Origin of the sequence: uncultured Ferrovibrio sp., from assembly GCF_937960835.1 — a bacterium.
Classification (GTDB): domain Bacteria; phylum Pseudomonadota; class Alphaproteobacteria; order Ferrovibrionales; family Ferrovibrionaceae; genus Ferrovibrio.
This window is the reverse complement of sequence record NZ_CALGPC010000002.1, coordinates 240281-259522: the sequence shown is the minus strand read 5'-3', so window position 1 is coordinate 259522 and position 19242 is coordinate 240281. Positions and strand designations below refer to the sequence as shown.

Annotated in this window: 16 protein-coding genes; all 16 read right to left on the bottom strand. The window is 63.2% G+C overall.

The window, feature by feature from the left end; all coding sequences use genetic code 11:
- Positions 1-99 precede the first annotated feature (99 nt).
- The 16 genes from tgt to dusB all read right to left on the bottom strand — a co-directional run bounded on the left by tgt (position 100) and on the right by dusB (position 19143).
- Positions 100-1227 carry a tRNA guanosine(34) transglycosylase Tgt gene (gene tgt, locus Q0603_RS02090; protein ID WP_298721305.1) on the bottom strand — a complete coding sequence of 376 codons (1128 nt, stop codon included), beginning with the start codon at positions 1225-1227 and terminating at the stop codon, positions 100-102.
- Positions 1228-1236: 9 nt separating this feature from the next.
- Positions 1237-2280 carry a tRNA preQ1(34) S-adenosylmethionine ribosyltransferase-isomerase QueA gene (queA, locus tag Q0603_RS02085; RefSeq protein WP_298721302.1) on the bottom strand — a complete coding sequence of 348 codons (1044 nt, stop codon included), beginning with the start codon at positions 2278-2280 and terminating at the stop codon, positions 1237-1239.
- Positions 2281-2306: 26 nt separating this feature from the next.
- Positions 2307-2789 carry a peptidylprolyl isomerase gene (locus Q0603_RS02080; RefSeq protein ID WP_298721298.1) on the bottom strand — a complete coding sequence of 161 codons (483 nt, stop codon included), beginning with the start codon at positions 2787-2789 and terminating at the stop codon, positions 2307-2309.
- Positions 2790-2815: 26 nt separating this feature from the next.
- On the bottom strand, positions 2816-3361 hold the full coding sequence (locus Q0603_RS02075) for a peptidylprolyl isomerase (protein ID WP_298721296.1): 546 nt from the start codon (positions 3359-3361) through the stop codon (positions 2816-2818).
- On the bottom strand, positions 3361-3882 hold the full coding sequence (coaD, locus tag Q0603_RS02070) for a pantetheine-phosphate adenylyltransferase (RefSeq protein ID WP_298721295.1): 522 nt from the start codon (positions 3880-3882) through the stop codon (positions 3361-3363). Before coaD ends, Q0603_RS02075 begins: the two co-directional genes overlap by 1 nt.
- Entirely contained in the window at positions 3882-6605 is a 2724-nt protein-coding gene (gyrA, locus tag Q0603_RS02065; RefSeq protein WP_298721294.1) for a DNA gyrase subunit A, read from the bottom strand. Before gyrA ends, coaD begins: the two co-directional genes overlap by 1 nt.
- 153 nt (positions 6606-6758) lie before the next feature.
- The gene (locus Q0603_RS02060; protein ID WP_298721453.1) at positions 6759-7586 is read right to left on the bottom strand and encodes an inositol monophosphatase family protein; all 828 of its coding nucleotides are present in this window, start codon (positions 7584-7586) and stop codon (positions 6759-6761) included.
- Between the two features lie 2 nt (positions 7587-7588).
- Positions 7589-8881 carry a GTPase HflX gene (gene hflX / locus Q0603_RS02055; protein ID WP_298721291.1) on the bottom strand — a complete coding sequence of 431 codons (1293 nt, stop codon included), beginning with the start codon at positions 8879-8881 and terminating at the stop codon, positions 7589-7591.
- An 82-nt stretch (positions 8882-8963) separates the two neighbouring features.
- Positions 8964-9230, bottom strand: a complete 267-nt coding sequence (gene hfq, locus Q0603_RS02050; RefSeq protein ID WP_298721288.1) for an RNA chaperone Hfq — start codon at positions 9228-9230, stop codon at positions 8964-8966.
- A gap of 244 nt (positions 9231-9474) precedes the next feature.
- Positions 9475-10371, bottom strand: coding sequence for a D-amino-acid transaminase (locus tag Q0603_RS02045; RefSeq protein ID WP_298721285.1), 897 nt, complete (start codon positions 10369-10371; stop codon positions 9475-9477).
- A gap of 22 nt (positions 10372-10393) precedes the next feature.
- Positions 10394-11770 carry a Trk system potassium transporter TrkA gene (trkA, locus tag Q0603_RS02040; RefSeq protein ID WP_298721282.1) on the bottom strand — a complete coding sequence of 459 codons (1377 nt, stop codon included), beginning with the start codon at positions 11768-11770 and terminating at the stop codon, positions 10394-10396.
- 15 nt (positions 11771-11785) lie between these two features.
- Complete coding sequence (locus Q0603_RS02035; protein ID WP_298721280.1) at positions 11786-13183, bottom strand: sigma-54 dependent transcriptional regulator; 1398 nt, start codon at positions 13181-13183, stop codon at positions 11786-11788.
- Positions 13173-15515 carry a PAS domain-containing sensor histidine kinase gene (locus Q0603_RS02030; RefSeq protein WP_298721277.1) on the bottom strand — a complete coding sequence of 781 codons (2343 nt, stop codon included), beginning with the start codon at positions 15513-15515 and terminating at the stop codon, positions 13173-13175. The genes Q0603_RS02035 and Q0603_RS02030 overlap by 11 nt, the downstream gene beginning before the upstream one ends.
- A 72-nt stretch (positions 15516-15587) precedes the next feature.
- Positions 15588-17036: a nitrogen regulation protein NR(I) gene (ntrC, locus tag Q0603_RS02025; protein WP_298721275.1), complete on the bottom strand. Its 1449-nt coding sequence runs from the start codon at positions 17034-17036 to the stop codon at positions 15588-15590.
- Positions 17033-18157, bottom strand: a complete 1125-nt coding sequence (locus Q0603_RS02020) for an ATP-binding protein (protein WP_298721272.1) — start codon at positions 18155-18157, stop codon at positions 17033-17035. The genes ntrC and Q0603_RS02020 overlap by 4 nt, the downstream gene beginning before the upstream one ends.
- A complete protein-coding gene (gene dusB / locus Q0603_RS02015) occupies positions 18157-19143 on the bottom strand; it encodes a tRNA dihydrouridine synthase DusB (protein WP_298721269.1) in 987 nt (328 codons plus the stop codon). Before dusB ends, Q0603_RS02020 begins: the two co-directional genes overlap by 1 nt.
- Between the last annotated feature and the right edge of the window lie 99 nt (positions 19144-19242).

The following is a 19242-nucleotide window of genomic DNA, read 5'->3' as shown; positions in this document are numbered from 1 at the left end:
CGCGCGACAGATGGAACAGCAGATAGACAGCGCCATAGGCCAGCGCGGCGAAGATTGCCGCCACGGCCAGAACCCCAAGGTGGCGCAGCAGGCGCCGGGTCACGTCAGGGGCTCGATATCGCCGAGCGCCTGCCTGGCGTGGAAATCCTCGGCAAAGGCCGCCAACCGCCCCTCGGCAACCGCGGCGCGCATGCCCTGCATCAAATCCTGATAGTAGGTCAGATTATGCGCCGTCATCAGCATGGCGCCGAGGATTTCGTCCGACCGCACCAGATGATGCAGATAGGCGCGGCTGTAATTGCGGCAGGCCGGGCAGCGGCAATGCTCGTCCAGCGGTCGCGGGTCTTCGGCATGGCGGGCGTTGCGGATATTGATGCTGCCGCGCCGGGTGAAGGCCTGGCCTGTGCGGCCCGAGCGGGTCGGCAGCACGCAGTCAAACATGTCGACGCCCCGCATCACCGCGCCAACCAGATCGGACGGCTTGCCCACGCCCATCAGATAGCGCGGCTTGTCCTGCGGCAGATGCGGCGTGGTGACGTCCAGGGTGGCAAACATTTCTTCCTGGGTCTCGCCCACGGCAAGCCCACCAATGGCATAGCCGTCGAAGCCGGTAGCGATCAGCCCCTTCGCGGATTCCTCGCGCAGAGCCGCATCGGTGCCACCCTGCACAATGCCGAACAGGCCATAGCCTTCCCGAGGCTTGAAGGCCGCCTTGCTGCGCGCCGCCCAGCGCAGCGACAGGCGCATCGCCTCGGCCGCTCGCTTTGTCGTCGTCGGCAGCTTCACGCATTCGTCGAGCTGCATGGTGATGGTGGAATCCAGCAGATGCTGAATTTCGATCGAGCGCTCCGGCGTCAGTTCGTAGCGCGCGCCATCGATATGCGACTGGAAGGTGACGCTATGCTCGGTCACCTTGTTGAGCTGGGCCAGCGACATGACCTGGAAGCCGCCGGAATCGGTCAGGATCGGCCCGGGCCAGTTCATGAATTTGTGCAAGCCACCAAGCTTCGCAATGCGTTCCGCCGTCGGCCGCAGCATCAAGTGATAGGTATTGCCCAGAATGATCTGCGCGCCGGTTTCGGCGACCATCTCCGGCGTCATCGCCTTCACCGTGGCCGCCGTGCCGACAGGCATGAAGGCCGGCGTGTCGATAGCGCCATGGGCGGTCTCAAGCCGGCCCAAGCGGGCGGCGCCGTCCTGGGCGCGAACGGAAAATCGAAGAGTCATGGGGCAAACCTAGCGGAACAGCAGGCTTGTATCGCCATAGGAGTAGAAACGGAAGCCCTTCCCGACCGCATGCCGGTAGATGGCGCGCTGCCCCTCCAGGCCGACAAAAGCCGCGACCAGCATCAGCAGGGTCGATTTCGGCAGGTGAAAATTGGTGATCAGGCCTTCCGCCACATGAAACTGGAAACCCGGCGTGATGAAGATGTCTGTCTCGCCCTGAAACGGCCGCAGCGTGCCATCGGCGCGGGCGGCACTTTCCAGGAGACGCAGCGATGTGGTGCCGACCGCGATGATGCGCCCCCCGGCAGCCCTGGAGGCCTGCACGGCTTCAACAGCGGCAGGCGTCACCTCGCCCCATTCGGCATGCATCTTGTGGTCTTCCACCCTCTCCACCTTGACCGGCAGGAAGGTGCCCGCGCCGACATGCAGCGTCACACTAGCGGTACGCACGCCCATCTCCTTCAGCCGCTCAAGCAGCGGCTGAGTGAAATGCAGCCCGGCCGTCGGCGCGGCGATGGCGCCGAGTTTTTCGGCAAAGATGGTCTGATAATCCGTGCGATCGCGCTCGTCCACTGCACGCTGCGCCATGATGTACGGCGGCAGCGGCATGGCGCCGACCTTCTCCAGGACGAGAAGCAGCTCCGCATCCTCGCGATCAAAAGCGAAGATCAGCTGATCCCCTTGCCGCTCGATCATCTCGGCCGCCACGCCCCCCTCGAACAGCACCCGGTCGCCGGGTTTCAGACGCCGCGCGGGCTTGGCCATGGCGGTCCAGCGGCGCTGTCCCAGCGGCTTGAGCAGCAGGGCCTCGACCTTCACCTCGGCCGGGCCGCGTTCACGCCGACCGAACAGCCGCGCCGGAATGACCTTGGTGTCGTTGAAGACCAGCAGATCATTGGGCCGCAGCAAGGCCGGCAGATCACCCACCGTCCAGTTGCCGGGATCGATGGCGCCGCCATGGAAATACAGCAGCCGCGCAGCCTCGCGCGGCACCGCGGGCCGGTCGGCAATCAAAGCCGGCGGCAAGTCGAAATCGAAATCCGAAACCAGCATAGGCGCCCCCATCCTTGGGGGTGAGATCACGCCACGTCGGCGGCGACCCGCAGGGAGATGATGCGATCCGGGTCGGTCACAGCGCCATTACGCGCCTGATCGCCACGCTTGATGGCATCGACATGCTCCATGCCCTCGACGACTTCGCCCCAGACGGTGTACTGGCCGTCCAGGAAGCGTGCATCGGCGAAGCAGATGAAGAACTGGCTGTCGGCGCTATGCGGATCGCGGGCGCGCGCCATCGAGCAGGTGCCGCGGACATGCGGCGCGTCAGAAAATTCGGCCTTCAGATTCTGGCCCGAGCCGCCAGTGCCATCCCCGCGCGGATCGCCGGTCTGGGCCATGAAGCCCTCGATCACGCGATGGAATTTAAGGCCGTCGTAGAAATTCTGGCGCGCCAGTTCCTTGATCCGGGCCACATGGTTGGGCGCGAGATCGGGGCGCAGCGCGATGGTGACGCGGCCGTCCTTCAGTTCCAGGTACAGGGTGTTTTCGAGATCGGCCGCCATGGGAGCTCCTTGAGAAACGAATAAAGTTACTTCACGTCCGCCGCGACGCGCATGCGGACGATCTTGTCGGGATCTTCGACCACGCCGCTGCCGGGTGCGCCCTTCTTGATGCGATCGACGGCATCCATGCCGCTGATCACCCGCCCCCAGACGGTGTATTGCCCGTCCAGATGGGGCGCGTCGGCAAAGCAGATGAAGAACTGGCTGTCGGCGCTGTTCGGATCGCGGGTGCGCGCCATGGAAACGGTGCCGCGCTTATGCGGCTCACGGCTGAACTCGGCCGCCAGCTTCTGTCCCGAACCGCCAGAGCCCGTGCCGGTGGGATCGCCGGTCTGGGCCATGAACCCGCGGATCACGCGATGGAAGACTACGCCGTCATAAAAGCCCTTGCGGGTGAGTTCCTTGATCCGCCGCACATGGTTCGGTGCCAGGTCGGGGCGCATCTCGATAATGACCTGCCCGTCCTTCAGCTCCATGATCAGGGTATTCTCCGGATCGCGGATCTGCGCATGGGACGCCGCGGCGAATACCAGGCCGAACAAAGCCGCGGCAAGGACAACAAAACGACGCATCAAGCCTCTCCGGTGACTTTCAGGGCGGCAACCCGGCCGCGCAGCCGCTCGGCCACACGCGGCGAGACGAAGGGATTGATATCGCCGCCCAGCATGGCGATTTCCTTCACCAGGCGGGAAGCGATGAATTGATGGTTGTCGGAGGCCATCAGGAAGACCGTCTCGATATCCGAGTTCAGCCGCGCATTCATGCCGACCATCTGAAACTCGTATTCGAAGTCGGAGACCGCGCGCAGCCCGCGGATGATCATTACCGCGCCGATCTCCATGGCGAAGTGCATCAGCAGATTGGAGAACGGCTTGACCTCGAACTGGGTGGCGCCCGGCATCAGGGGGCCGATCTCCTCGCGCACCATCTCGACACGTTCTTCCAGCGAGAAGAGCGGGCCTTTGCCGGCATTCACCGCTACGCCGACGACAAGCTTATCGACCAGCTTGCCGGCGCGTTTGATGATGTCGTAGTGACCCTTCGTTACGGGATCGAAAGTGCCGGGATACAGACCGATCCGCTGTTTGGTCATTACTCCTCCCCAGTGTCATCTCCCGCGTCGTCCGCGGCCTGGCCTTCGTCTTGAGACGGGCCACTTTCCGGCAAATGGGCCACGGACGCAACCTTCTCGCCCTCGCTCAGCTTGAAGATGATGACACCCTGGGTATTACGGCCCGCGATGCGGATATCGTTGACCGGGCAACGGATCACCTGGCCGCCATCGGTGACCAGCATGATCTGATCGTCATGCTCCACCGGGCTGGCGGCGACGACCTTGCCGTTCTTTGCCGTGGTCTCGATGTTGATGATGCCCGAGCCGCCGCGGCTGGTGATGCGGTATTCGTACGCCGAGCTGCGCTTGCCGAAGCCCTTCTCGGTCACCGTCAGAATGAACTGCTCGGCGGCCTGAAGTGCCGTGAAGCGCTCGGCCGAGATTTCGGTCGGCAGTTCCACGCCGGTCTCGCCGTTGCGGATCCGCTCCTGCGCGGCTTCGTAGCGGAAATAGGCTTCGCGCTCTTCCGGCGTGACCTCGAAATGACGCAGCACCGACATGGAGATAACCCGGTCGCCTGGCGCCAGCTTCATGCCGCGCACGCCGGTGGACGAGCGGCTCTGGAAGGTACGCACGTCGGCCACGGGGAAGCGGACGCACTTGCCGTCATAGGAGGCCAGCAAAATGTCGTCCTGATCCGTGCAGGGCAGCACCGCCACCAGGCTGTCGTCGGCATCGTCGCCTTCGAACTTCATGGCGATCTTGCCGTTGACGTTGATCGAGACGAAATCGCTCAGATCGTTGCGGCGGACATAGCCCTTGGCGGTAGCGAACATGACATGCAGCTCGCCCCACTTGCTCTCGTCCTCGGGCAGCGGCAGCACGGTGGTGATCTTCTCGCCTTCCGACAGCGGCAGCAGGTTGACGAAGGCCTTGCCGCGCGATTGCGGCGTGCCTTCCGGCAGACGATAGACCTTGAGTTTGTACACCCGGCCAATATTGGAGAAGAACAGGACCGGCTGGTGCGTGCTGGCGACGAAGACCCGGGTGACGAAATCCTCGTCCTTGGTGCTCATGCCGGTGCGGCCCTTGCCGCCGCGCTTCTGTAGGCGGTAGGTCGACAGCGGGGTACGCTTCACGTAGCCCGAGAAGCTGACCGTCACCACCATGTCCTCGCGCTGTATCAGCGACTCTTCGTCCTGCTCGAATTCCAGGTCGACGATCTCGGTGCGGCGCGGCGTGGCGAAGCGTTCCTTGATGGCCACCAGTTCGCTGCGCAGGATGCCCATCAGCTTTTCGCGGCTGCCGAGGATCGAGAGATATTCGTTGATCTCGTCGGCGAGCTTCTTCATCTCGTCGCCGATCTCGTCGCGGCCCAGCGCCGTCAGGCGATGCAGGCGCAGATCGAGAATGGCGCGCGCCTGGGTCTCCGACAGCTTGTACTTGCCGTCGATGACGCGATGGCTCGGATCGTCGATCAGCGCGATCATGTCAGCCACGTCCGAGGCTTCCCAGTCGCGCTCCATCAACTGCTCGCGCGCGACCTGCGGATTGGGCGCAGCCCGGATCAGCGCGATCACAGCGTCGATATTCGCCACCGCGATAGCCAGACCGACCAGCACATGGGCGCGGTCGCGTGCCTTGCCCAGCAGATAGCGGGTGCGCCGGGCGATCACTTCCTCGCGGAAGTTCACGAAGGCGCCGATGAGCTGCTTCACATTCAGCAGCTCCGGCTTGCCGCCATTCAGCGCCAGCATGTTGACGCCGAAGGAGGTCTGCAGCGGTGTGAAGCGGTAGAGCTGGTTCAGCACCACCTCCGCCATTGCATCGCGCTTGACCTCGATCACCACACGCACGCCGTCGCGATCGGATTCATCGCGCAGATCGGAAATGCCTTCGATCTTTTTCGACCGCACGGCTTCGGCGATCTTCTCGATCATCGCTGCCTTGTTCACCTGATAGGGAATCTCGGTGATGATGATCGCTTCGCGCTCTTTGCGGATCTCCTCGATATGCACGCGGCCGCGCATGACCACCGAGCCTCGGCCGGTCCACATCGCCGCCTTGGCGCCAGCCCGGCCGAGGATGATGCCGCCGGTGGGGAAATCCGGCGCCGGCAGCAGCTCCAGCAGCTGCTCCAGCGTCACGTCCGGATTGTCGACATAGGCGCAGCAGGCGTCGATCACCTCGCCCAGGTTATGTGGCGGGATGTTGGTCGCCATGCCAACGGCGATGCCGTTGGCGCCATTGACCAGCAGATTGGGGAACTGCGCTGGCAGAACCACCGGCTCCTGCGTGCTGTCATCGTAGTTCGGCTGGAAATCGACAGTCTCCTTGTCGATATCCTCCAGCAACGCCTCGGCCGGCTTGTCCATGCGGATTTCGGTGTAACGCATGGCCGCCGGCGGATCGCCGTCCATCGAACCGAAATTGCCCTGACCGTCCAGCAGCGGCAGGCGCATCGAGAAAGACTGCGCCATGCGCACCATGGCGTCATAGATCGCCTGGTCGCCGTGCGGGTGATATTTACCCATCACATCACCGACCACGCGGGCCGACTTGCGGTAAGGCTTGTCCGAACCGTAGCCGTTCTCGTGCATCGAATAGAGAATGCGGCGATGCACCGGCTTAAGGCCGTCGCGCGCATCGGGCAGCGCGCGCGACACGATTACGCTCATCGCGTAACCGAGGTAGGAGCGCTGCATCTCCTCTTCGATTGAAATCGGCTGGATATCGTGCGGAAGCTTCGGCTGATCGGTCACGAAACGGGCGTCCGGATGCTATATGGATGTCGGCAAAAACGGCGTTTTTGGGCCACCCGAAAGGGCCGTTTCAGGCCCTGGAATCAGGCCCCGAAAACTACCACGCTAGGGGGGCTTACAGCAACGCCGGGCACCCCGGTTAAAGGCGCAAAATCAGGGGTCAAAAATGCCCGTTTTCAGCCAATTCCACTGCTGTTCGCCACAGCAGGGGATCAAGGGTACCCCCCAGGGCCTGTCGGCGGCGCGATAGCGGCTGCCGTCCAGCCGTTTTGCCACCCCGCCGGCCTCCTCGATCAGCAGGCATCCGGCCGCGTGATCCCAGGGCATGGCGCGGTTATAGACGGCGTAGTGGATGTGGCCTTCCGCCATCGCCAGATACTCCTGCCCGGCGCAGCGCAGGATGAGAACGCCCGCGGTCTTGTCGATGCGATGGGCGATGCGGGCGGCGAATTCGCGGTCGCCGTAGCGGATATTCGGCGCACCGGAGATATGCGCCAGCGACGGCGGTTTCGGCGTGACCAGCTTGCGGCGGCTGCCATCGGATTCATGCATCCAGGCGCCCTCGCCCTTCTTCGCCATTGCGGTCACGCCGCGCACCGGATCGTGAATCCAGCTTGCAATCGCATCGCCGTCATGCACCAGCGCTACCATCACGGCGAACAGCGCATTGCCCACCGCAAAGTTGGCGGTGCCGTCGACCGGATCGATCAGCCAGGCGCTGCCCGGCCGGCGCAGTGCTTCCATGATGCCTTCGTCGCCGCTGACGGCTTCCTCGCCGACGACAGTCGAGCCAGGCAGCAAGGCGCGCAGTCGCGGCTCGAGATAGGCCTCGGATTCCTTGTCGGCGATGGTGACAACGTCGTGCGGGCCGGCCTTCTGATCGACTTCGGATGTGCTGAGCTGGCGGAAGCGCGGCATGATCGTGAGGCGGGCCGCGTCCTCGATCAGCATCCGCACGGCATCCATATCGACCTGAGGCATAGTCACGCGCGTTTCCTATCCTGACGTTTCAGCCATTTGCCAGCCTCGGCCTGCGACAGCGCTACCGAGAGCTTGAGATGTCCCTCCTGCTCCTGCATGTCGAGGACTTCGCCATGACGATGCAGCCAGGCCAAAGCCGCGCCATCGCCGGCATCCAGGGTAACATCGAGTTCCACGCGATCCCGGCCCAGCATCGCATCGATGCGCTGCAGCAACGCGTCGCAGCCGGTGCCTTCCAATGCGGAGATCACCACCGCGCGTTCCTGGCGCTTGCCCTGATTTTCCAGGCTGGTGCGGCCTTGCGGGCTCAGCAGATCGGCCTTGTTCCAGGCCTCCAGAATGCGATGACCGGTATCGTCGCTGATGCCCAGCGAGGCCAGAACGTCATTCACGTCCTGCGCCTGGGCTTCGCTGTCCGGATGCGACATGTCGCGGACATGCAGGATGAGATCGGCGGCGATCACCTCTTCCAGGGTCGCACGGAAGGCGGCGACCAGATGCGTCGGAAGGTCGGAGATGAAGCCCACCGTATCGCTCAGGATGATCTGCCGGCCTGACGGCAGGCGCACCACACGCATGGTCGGATCCAGCGTGGCGAACAGCAGATCCTTGGCGAAGACCGCGGAATCCGTCAGACGGTTGAACAGCGTTGACTTGCCCGCGTTGGTGTAGCCGACCAATGCCACCACCGGATACGGCACCTTGCTGCGGGCCCGGCGATGCAGTGAGCGGGTATTCACCACATGCTCAAGCTCGGCCTTGATCCGGCTGATCCGTTCGCCGATCAGGCGGCGGTCGATTTCCAGCTGGCTTTCGCCAGGACCGCCGAGGAAGCCGAAGCCGCCGCGCTGACGCTCCAAGTGGGTCCAGGACCGTACCAGGCGCGAGCGCTGATAGGTCAGATGCGCCAGCTCGACCTGCAGTCGGCCCTCCTTGGTGCGGGCGCGGTCGCCGAAGATTTCCAGGATCAGGCCAGTGCGGTCGATGACCTTGGCCTTCAGCGCGCGCTCCAGATTGCGCTGCTGCACCGGCGATACCGCCGCGTCGACGATCACGACATCGACCGGATGCTCGGCAATAAAAGCTGCGAGTTCCTCCGCCTTGCCCGGACCGATCAGGGTCGACGGACGCCAGGCGGAAACCCAGATCAATTCGGAGTGAATGACATTGAGATTGATCGCTTTCGCCAGTCCCACCGCCTCTTCCAGGCGTGCTTCCGGCCGCCGGCGCAGGTCGGCCGCGGCCGGTTTCTGCGCCGATTTCAGAGCGGGATGTAGAACGAGCGCGTTACGCACGCGCTCGTCCCCAGGACCGTTATGATCTGCCATCACAGAACTATAACCGATACCGCAGCATTATGTGCGGTTCGTAATTCGATCAGCTCTGCTCTCCCTGGGCGCCCTGTCCCTGCGAGGCAGGATCGAACAATTGAATCGGACCCGACGGCATCACCGTCGAGATGGCGTGCTTGTAAACCAGCTGCATATGACCGTCCCGGCGCAGCAGCACCGAGAAGTTGTCGAACCAGCTGATGATCCCCTGCAACTTGACGCCGTTCACGAGGAATACCGTGACGGGGGTCTTGGTCTTGCGGATGTGATTGAGAAAGACGTCTTGGACGTTTTGAGGCTTTTCGGCGGCCATAATAGTTGGACCTTTCTTTTCTTATGTTGTTGTTTTATTTTGTTTTTATCGGACTCTGCCGACTTTGCGGGGGCGGCGGCCGCTGCCCCACGCACTGCTATTTAACCACTAACGGGCGAAAGTGGCAAAACAATGGCGTGAAGCTGCGCGGGTGGGATGCGAACCCCATCCGTGACCAGCCGTAACGCGGTGCTTTTTTAGGCCGCGAAATCTTGGAGAGCAATGCTCCGGGAGCGCAATGCCTCTAGGGAGCAATAAACGGTGCCTGCCAATCCGCCCCGCCAGCCGCATGCGTGGCAGCATGGGCCTCGTAGGCAGCGCGCAGCTTGCTGGCCAGGATGCCCGGCCCGCCATTGCCGATCGGCTTGCCGTCGAGCGACACGATCGGCATGACGAAAGACGTCGTCGAGGTAACGAACGCCTCCTTCGCCTCCAGGGCCTCGGCCACGGTAAAGGTCCGCTCCTCAACCTTCATCCCTAAACGCCGCGCCAGTTCCAGAATGGCGCTGCGGGTGATGCCGCCGAGGATTGCCTTGCTCAGGGCACGGGTGACCAGGACATTGTCCTTGGTCACGATCCAGGCGTTGGACGAGCTGCCTTCGGTAACATAGCCGTCGCGATCCACCAGCCAGGCTTCATAGGCGCCGGCTTCCTTGGCAGCCTGCTTGGCCAGTGCAGCCGCCAGCAATCCCACCGTCTTGATGTCGCAACGGCCCCAGCGGATATCCGGCTGGGTGATGGCGGCAACGCCCTTCTCCGCATTGGCCGCGGCCTTGACCAGGTTGAGGCTGCGGGCGATTGCAACCACCGTCGGCCGCGTATTGGCTGGGAAGGCGAATTCCCGCTTCGCCGCGCCGCGCGTGACCTGGATGTAGATGAGGCCGTCGCGGACGCGGTTGCGCCGCACGGTTTCCGCCATCACGGCAGTCAGGGCGCCCCGGCTCATCGGCAGCGCGATGCGCAATTCCTTCAGGCTGCGCTCCAGGCGGTCGACATGGCCGTCCGCATCGACAAGCTGGCCGCCGAGCACCCCGATCACCTCATAGACGCCATCGGCGAACTGGAAGCCACGGTCTTCGACATGAACTGCCGCGCGCGCATAGGGCAGATAGCGGCCATTGACATAGGCGACGCGAGACATCGCTTTCCTTTCTTTGGGATGCTTAGAAGAATTCCAGGCGGACGGCGAACAGCTTTTCTACTTTTTTCACGACATCCTTGCGGACGAACAGAATGACGCGGTCGCCAGCCTCAATCTCGCTATCTCCGCGAGCGATCATCACCTGTTCACCCCGAATGATGGCACCGATCATCAACCCGTCAGGCAGATTGAGATCGCGCAAAGGCTGCCCTACCAGCGCGCTGGTTTCAACGGCTTCGGCCTCCAGGACCTCCGCGGCGCCGTCGCGCAGACTGTAGACCCCGCGGATGCGGCCGCGGCGGACATGCTGCAGGATGGACGACACCGTCGTCGAACGGGGATTGACCACGACATCGACGCCGAGTGAGCCGATCAGGTTCTCGTAGGCCGGGTTGTTGACCAGCGTGACCGCGCGCTGGCAGCCGGCCCGCTTGGCCAGCAGCGAGGTAAGGATGTTCACCTCGTCGTCATTGGTCAGCGCGATGATGGCCTCGGAGGCCCCCACCTTGGCCTCGTTGAGGATTTCGATGTCCAGGGCATCGCCGTTCAGCACCACGCCATTACGGATCTGGCCGGCGATATAATCGGCGCGATCCTTGTTCGCCTCGATGATCTTCAGAAGCACCGAGGGCTGGCTCTCCTCGATTTCCCGTGCCAGGAAAAGCCCGATATTGCCGCCGCCCGACAGCACGATCCGGCGCGCCTCGCGCTCTTCATGGCCAAACAGCCGCATGCCGCGCTGCACATGATCGGACTGCGCGATGAAATAGATTTCGTCACCGACTTCGAGGTGATCGTCGGCCTCCGGCACGATCATGCGCCCGCCCCGGCTGATGCCGCAGACATTGACAGCCAGGTCCGGAAACAGCTCCGTCAGTTGCCGCAGCGGCGTGTTAAGAACTGGGCATTCCTCGCCAAGGCGCACGCCGATCAGGCGCAGACGGTCTTCCGCGAATGGGATCATCTCAAAAGCGCCGGGCGTCATGATCCGCCGATGGATTGCCCGCGCCACCTCGATCTCCGGTGAGATGATGTAGTCGATCGAGATATGCTTTTCGTTGAAGAGATCGGACCATTCCGGCTTGAGATAGCTCTGCGCGCGGACACGGGCGATCTTGGTCGGGACGTTGAACAGTGCCCGCGCCACCTCGCAGGCGATCATGTTCACCTCGTCCGCGAAGGTGACCGCGATCAGCATGTCGGAATCGGCGGCACCCGCCTGCTCCAGCACATCCGGATGCGAGGCATGGCCGACGATTCCGCGCAAATCGTAGCTCTCAGCGGCCTTGTGGGCGCGCTCAGGCGAGATGTCGATCATCGTCACTTCGTTGCCCTCGGCCGCCAGCTGGCGGGCGATGGTAGTCCCAACCAGACCGGCACCGCAGACGATGACCTTCATGGCGTCGCGCCCCTCTTAGCCTGTGCCGTTTCGGTCGAGATTGACCACGCCCAGTGCCTTGAGCTTGCGATGCAGGGCCGAGCGCTCCATGCCGATGAAGCTGGCAGTACGGGAAACATTGCCGCCAAAGCGCGTGATCTGCGCCAGCAGATATTCGCGCTCGAACATCTCACGCGCATCGCGCAGCGGTAAAGCCATGACTTCCGTCGTGGTTTCCGGCCGCAGGGCAATGGGCGGCGTGGCGCCGAGATCGGCAGGCAGCATATCAGCGTGAATGGCGCCCTTCTGCTCGGCCGGAAGCATGATCAGCAGACGCGCGATGGCGTTGCGCAGCTCGCGCACATTGCCCGGCCATTCCGCCGATTGCAGCGCGAGCAGCGCATCTTCCGCCAGCTCGCGCGGCGGCACGCCCTGGCGATGCGCCTCGACCTGGACGAAATGCTTGGCCAGCAGCGGAATGTCTTCGCGCCGGTCGCGCAAAGCCGGCACCTTCAGCGGCACGACATTCAGCCGGTGGAACAGATCCTGGCGGAACAATCCCTGCCCCACCCGCGCCGTCAGGTCGTAGCAGGTTCCGGAGATGATGCGGACATCGACCTGTACCCGCGTGCGGCCGCCGATGCGCTCGAAACTCTGCTCAGTCAGCACGCGCAGCAGCTTGGCCTGCGTCTCCGGCGGCATCTCTGCCACTTCATCGAGGAACAGCGTGCCGCCATGCGCCTCCTCCAGCACGCCGATCTTGTGATGGCGCTGGCCGTTGACGGCTTCTTCTATGCCGAAGAGCTGCTGCTCCATCTGCTCCGGCGACATTGCCGCGACACTGAGTGTCACCCAGGGGCCGCCGGCGCGCCGCGAACGCTGATGCAACTGGCGCGCGACGAGTTCCTTGCCCGATCCGGGCGGACCGGAAATCAGCACGCGGCTATTGGTCGGCGCCACACGCTCGATGGCCTGCCGCAGTGCGACGATGGCCGGCGACTGGCCGATGATGTCCAGCCCTGCGCCGGAACGCTGCCGAAGATCTTCGTTCTCGCGCTTCAGGCGCGCCTGCTCCAAAGCACGCTCGACCACCAGCAGCAGGCGGTCACTCTTGAACGGCTTCTCGATATAGTCGTAGGCGCCGCGTTTGATCGCCGCCACGGCGGTTTCAATATTGCCGTGACCGGAAATCATGATCACCGGCACGTTGGCATGATCTCGAATGATGCGATCCAGAATCTCAAGACCGTCGAGCTTGCTGCCCTGCAGCCAGATATCGAGAATCACTGCATTCGGCCGGCGCGCCTCGATCTCCCGAAGCGCGCCGTCGGAGTCCGCGGCCATGCGGGTCTCGTAGCCCTCATCCTGCAGAATACCGGCAATCAGACTGCGGATGTCGGCTTCGTCATCGACGATGAGTATGTCACGCGCCATGACTGCCCGAACCTAACTTTCGTACTGTATCGTGACTCATGAGACTAGAACTCTGCTGCTGCGGCTCGGTCTCACTGCCTGAATGAGCGGCAGCTTGCACAAGCGGCAGGCGAATGCGCGCCAAACTACCACTTTTCAAGGTCGGATCAAACATCGCCGCGTCGCTGAGGCTGATCGTGCCGCCATGCTCCTCGATGATCTTCTTCACAATGGCAAGGCCAAGGCCCGTCCCCTTGGCGCGGGTGGTGACATAAGGTTCGAACAGCCGGTCGCGATTCTCTGCCGGTAAACCGCGACCATTGTCGATCACCATGATCTCCGCCCCGCCCTCAACGGGACGCAGTTCGACGGTGACCGCCCCTTGGGGCAATGCTTCGCCCTCCGGCCTTTCCCGGCCGTCGATGGCGTCGATGGCATTCTGCAGGATGTTCGTCAGAACCTGCGCAATCTGGCGCGAATCGCAGCTCAGGCGGATCGGCTCATTGGGCAACCGGCTGTCGAAGCGGATATCCTGCCGCGCCACCTGCTGAAGGAAAACAGCCTGGCGAACAAGCTGGCCCAAATCCTCTTCGCGATAGACCGGCCGCGGCATGCGCGCAAAGGCTGAGAACTCATCAACCATGCGGCCGATATCGCCGACCTGCCGGATGATGGTGTCGGTGCATTGTTCGAACACCTCCGGATCGGTCTTCACCTCTTTGAGATATTTACGCTTCAGCCGTTCGGCCGAAAGCTGAATCGGCGTGAGCGGATTGCGGATCTCATGGGCGATGCGGCGGGCGATGTCGGCCCAGGCGGCATTGCGCTGCGCCGCGACCAGTTCGCTGACATCGTCGAAGGTCACGACGTAACCCAGCAATTCGTTGCCGGTGACTTCGCGGGCGACACGCACCAGCAAGGTGCGCGTTCCGCTGCTTCGCCGCATCATCACCTGGCCGCGCTCGACAGCCTCCGCCGTATCATCGCTGAGCTTGTTGAACAGCTCCGCCATTTCCGGTGCAACCTCAGCGAAAGGACGGCCAACCACCTCGTCGAAGCTCTGCTCCAGCATCGCCAAGGCAGACGGGTTGGGAAGTGTCACCAACCCGTCGCGGTCGACGCCGATCACACCGGCGCTGACGCCGGACAGCACGGTTTCGGTGAAGCGCCGGCGCTCATCCAGCTGCCGGTTGGCGGTGATCAACTCGGCCTGCTGCGCCGCCAACTGACTGGTCATGCGGTTGAAGGTGCGGCCGAGCGTGGCGATTTCGTCATCGTCCGGCCGCTCCGTGACCCGTGCCGTCAGATCGCCGCCGCGGATCTTCTCCGCCGCAGCCACCACCTCGCCGATTGGCGTCACGAGGCGATTGGCGATCAGCAGGCCAAACCAGATCGCCGCCAGCAGCAGCAGCAAGGAGATCAGCAGAAACAGGACGGCAAAATTGATCTCCAGCGCCGAACGCGCCTGCTCAAGCCGCGTATATTGCGCTGCCGCCAGGCGCGTGCGTTCCAGATCGGCCTGCACCTTCGCGTCGATGAAGCGGCCGACATAAAGATACGCATCGAGATAAGCATCCAGCCGCACTAGGGCGCGGACGCGGTCATCCGTCTCGGCCGTGATGATCACCACCTGGCCGGCATTGGCATCCTCAAGCGCGCGCAGCGGAATCCGGTCGAACTCCATCAGCAGGCTGAGTTCGTTGCGCGCGAGGATTTCGCCGGTGGAGGTAAAGACCATCGCCTCGCCCAGGCCGCGCATCCGGGAGAGCTGGCGAACCGCCTGCTGAAGCGCAAAGGGATTGAGCGCCAGACGCGGCGCCTCGCGGTTGAGATCCACCGCCATAGCCAGCACATCGGCTCGAATAGTCTTGCGGTGCTCCTGGATATAAGCCTCGGCAACGGCGACCGAGGCTTTCACGGCGACGTTGACTCGCTCACTGAACCAAGTCTGCAAACCGAGATTGAAGAACAGCACCGCGAAGACGGTCATCAGCACGGTCGGCAATGCCGTCACTGCCGCAAACAGCATGACCATGCGGGCATGCAAGCGCGAACCAGCCGCGCCACGCCGCCGCTGCATCCACAGCATCACCAGGCGGCGCGCCACCAGGGTGATCAGGCTCAAGAGGATGACCAGGTCGGTCAGCAGCAGGATCTGGACTTCCCTGGGCGTCAGATCTCGATTGGCGCCCGGGGTCATCGCAAGATAGGTCAGCGTGCCGGCAATCAGCGCGGCAACCGCGAGGGAAATCTCCAGATGACGAATGAGCTTATGGCGGCGGAACCAGTCGGCCGCGCGCCGCAGCATGCGGGCGGCCAAAGCGGCCCCCGCCGGCATCGTATTGTCGGTCATGATTCGCGTGCGCCTGGCCGGACCATGGCCCGATCATAGCCTAGCCCGCGGCGGCAGACACCAGTCGGGGGCTTACTTAAGCCCCCGGATGACCTGGATATTGTGATCCCGGATCTTCTTGCGCAGGGTATTCCGGTTCAGGCCCAGCATATGGGCGGCCTTGATCTGGTTGCCCCGGGTGGCCGCCAGGCTGAGCGAAATCAGCGGAATCTCCAACTCCCGCAGCATCCGGTCATAGACGCCGGGCGGCGGCAGATCTTCGCCTTGGGCGGCGAAGTATTTGGTGAGATGCCGCTCGATCGCCCCGCCCAAGGTCTCCTCCTCGCTCGGCTCGGCAGCCCGCGGCGCCTGCGGCGGCTCGGCCAGCTCGTTTTCGATCACCTCCAGACCGATCACATCCTCGGCGTAGAGGGCGGCCAGGCGGCGGACCAGATTCTCCAGCTCACGGACGTTGCCGGGCCAGCGATAGCGGCGGATGCGCTCCATCGCCTCGGGCGACACCGTCTTGAGCGGCAGGCCTTGGGCGGCAGCCTGATTGAGGAAATGCCGGACGAGATCGGGAATGTCCTCGCTGCGCTCGCGCAGCGGCGGCAGACGCAGCGGCACGACGTTGAGGCGGTAGAACAGGTCTTCGCGGAACAGGCCCTGATTCACCGCCTGGCGCAAGTCGCGGTTGGTCGCCGCCACGATGCGCACATCGGTGCGGATCGGCGTGCGGCCACCCACAGTGGTATATTCGCCCTGCTGCAGTACGCGAAGCAGACGGGTCTGCGCCTCGATTGGCATGTCACCGATCTCATCGAGGAACAGCGTGCCGCCTTCGGCCTGCTCGAAACGGCCGGCATAGCGATTGGCCGCACCGGTGAAGGCACCCTTCTCGTGACCGAACAACTCGGACTCGATCAGTTCGCGCGGAATCGCCGCCATGTTGATGGCAACGAAGGGGCCGTTGCGGCGCTTGCCGTAGTCGTGCAGCGCACGCGCCACCAGTTCCTTGCCGGTGCCGGACTCGCCATAGATCAGCACGGTCAGGTCCGTGCCCATCAGGCGCGCCATGACGCGATAGATTTCCTGCATCGCCGGGGAACGGCCGATCAGTGGCAGCTTTTCCTCATCGGCCGCAGCCTCCGCCGCTTCCGAGGGCAGCGCCTTTGGCTGGCTCAGCGCGCGCTCAACGACCCGCAGCAGTTCCTTCAGGTCGAACGGCTTGGGCAGATAATCGTAAGCGCCGCGCTCGGCCGCCTTAACCGCGGTCAGCAGCGTCTTCTGCGCGCTCATTACGATAATCGGCAGGTCTGGGCGGATGCGTTTCATCCGCGGCAGCAGATCCAGGCCGTTTTCATCAGGCATCACCACATCGGTGATGATCAGGTCGCCCTCTCCTTCCGAGGCCCACCGCCATAAGGTTGCGGCGTTCCCCGTCGAACGCACCTGGTAACCGACCCGGCCAAGCGCCTGATCCAATACCGTCCGGATCGAGCGATCGTCGTCGGCGACGAGGATGGTGCCCTTATGACTCATTCGAACTCTCCGACTTCTTCCGCACCGGGGTTATGTACCGGTAGCCGTGCGCTAAATACGGTTCGGCGCGGGCGGCTATCGCATTCGATGACGCCGCCGTGGTCGCCGATGATCTTGGCAACCAATGCAAGACCGAGGCCAGAGCCGCTGACCTTGGTTGTCACAAATGGATCAAACAGATATGGCCGGATATCCTCGGAAACGCCGGGGCCGTTATCCTGCACCGACACTTCCAGCGGTAAATGCAACCTGTCCTTGGAGCCTCGCACGGCCAGACGCACGCCATGGCGGTAAGCCGTGGTCAGGACAATCTCGCCGCTCGGGTCATCCCCGATGGCTTCTGCCGCATTTTTAACCAGATTGAGGAATACTTGGACTAATTGGTCGCGATTGCCGAAAACGGGCGGCAGCGAAGGGTCGTAACGCTCGACGAAACGGAGATGCTTCGCGAAGCCCGCCTGGGCCACCTTGCGGACATGCTCCAGCACCTGGTGGATGTTGACCGGACCACGCTCGATCGGCCGCTTGTCGGAAAAGACCTCCATCCGGTCGACGAGCGCGCAGATGCGATCCGTCTCGTCGCAGATCAGCCGGGTCAGTTCGCGATCCGCCTGGTTCGCATTGAGCTCCAGCAACTGAGCTGCGCCGCGAATGCCCGAGAGCGGGTTCTTCACTTCATGCGCCAGCACCGCGGCCATGCCTGTGACTGAACGTGCCGCGCCGCGATAGGTGAGTGCGCGGTCGATCTTCGCCGCCATGCTGCGTTCATCGAAGCGGATGATGGCAAGATCCGGCGCTTCCGGCACGGGAGAGATCTGCACGTCGACCAGCCGCTCGCCCAGGCGCGGCGTGCCGAGATCGACGTCGTATTCGGAAACGCTGTAGCGCTCACGGAACACCTGACTCGCCAGCTGCAGCACCGGGCTGCCGAAAGGAACAATGTCACGCAGGTTCTGTCGGCACAGCACGGCTGCGCCAGCCTGAAAGAATTGTTCGGCCGCAGGATTGGCGTAAACGATCTCGCCCTGCGAGCCGATCACGAGGATCGGATTGGGTATTGCACCGAGCACCTGTGCGGCGTCGATCGCCGGCATCTCGATATTGTGCTCCATCTGCGCCATCAAGCCGCCATCCGATCCAGTTGCGGCGCGTAGAAGTCGCGCACCGCCTGACGGACCTGCTCCGGCTCCTCGATCTGCATGATGCGCGTGCGGAACTCGGCAGAGCCCGGCAAACCCTTAGAATACCATGCCACATGCTTGCGCGCGATCTTCAGGCCGGTCTGCACGCCGTAATGCTCAAGCATCGCATCGTAATGCTCCAGCACCGTCGCCTGCTGCTCATGCAGCGGCGGATCGGGCAGGCGCTTTCCGGTCTTCAAAAACTCGATCACCTGGCGCAGGAACCACGGACGGCCATAAGCGCCGCGACCGATCATCACGCCATCGGCCCCCGACTGTTCAAGCGCTTCCTTCGCTTCATCCAGCGTGGTGATGTCGCCGTTGACGATCACCGGGATCGACACGGCTTCCTTCACCTTGCGCACAAAGGCCCAGTCAGCGCGGCCGTTATACATCTGACACCGCGTGCGGCCGTGCACGGTCAGCATCTTGATGCCCTCGCCTTCCGCGATACGGGCAAGTTCGGGCGCGTTGCGGTTTGAATCATCCCAACCGGTGCGCATCTTCAGTGTCACCGGCAGCTTCACGGCCTTCACTGTTGCAGTCAGCAGCGTCTTGGCATGCGCAAGGTCACGCATCAGCGCAGAACCGGCATAACCGTTGACGACTTTCTTCACCGGGCAGCCCATGTTGATGTCGATGATCGCAGCGCCGCGATCTTCGTTCAGCTTGGCCGCCTCGCCCATGACGCGGCCCTCGCAACCGGCAAGCTGCACCGCCATGGGAAATTCTTCGGGCACATTCTCCGCCATCTTCAACGACTGGCGCGATGCGCGGACCATCGCCTCCGAGGCGATCATCTCTGACACAACCAAGCCTGCGCCGTTGCGCTTTACGAGGCGGCGGAATGGGAGGTCGGTCACTCCAGACATGGGCGCCAGGACAACCGGGTCTTCTATGGAGACGGGACCGATTTTTATGCTCATTTTTTGCACAACGCTTAAAGCTGCACAGTTGTTGTTCAGATTAGTGGGATTCCTATTGCGCCGCAATATCATTCCGAAATGGTCCCGGCGCCTGCCGCT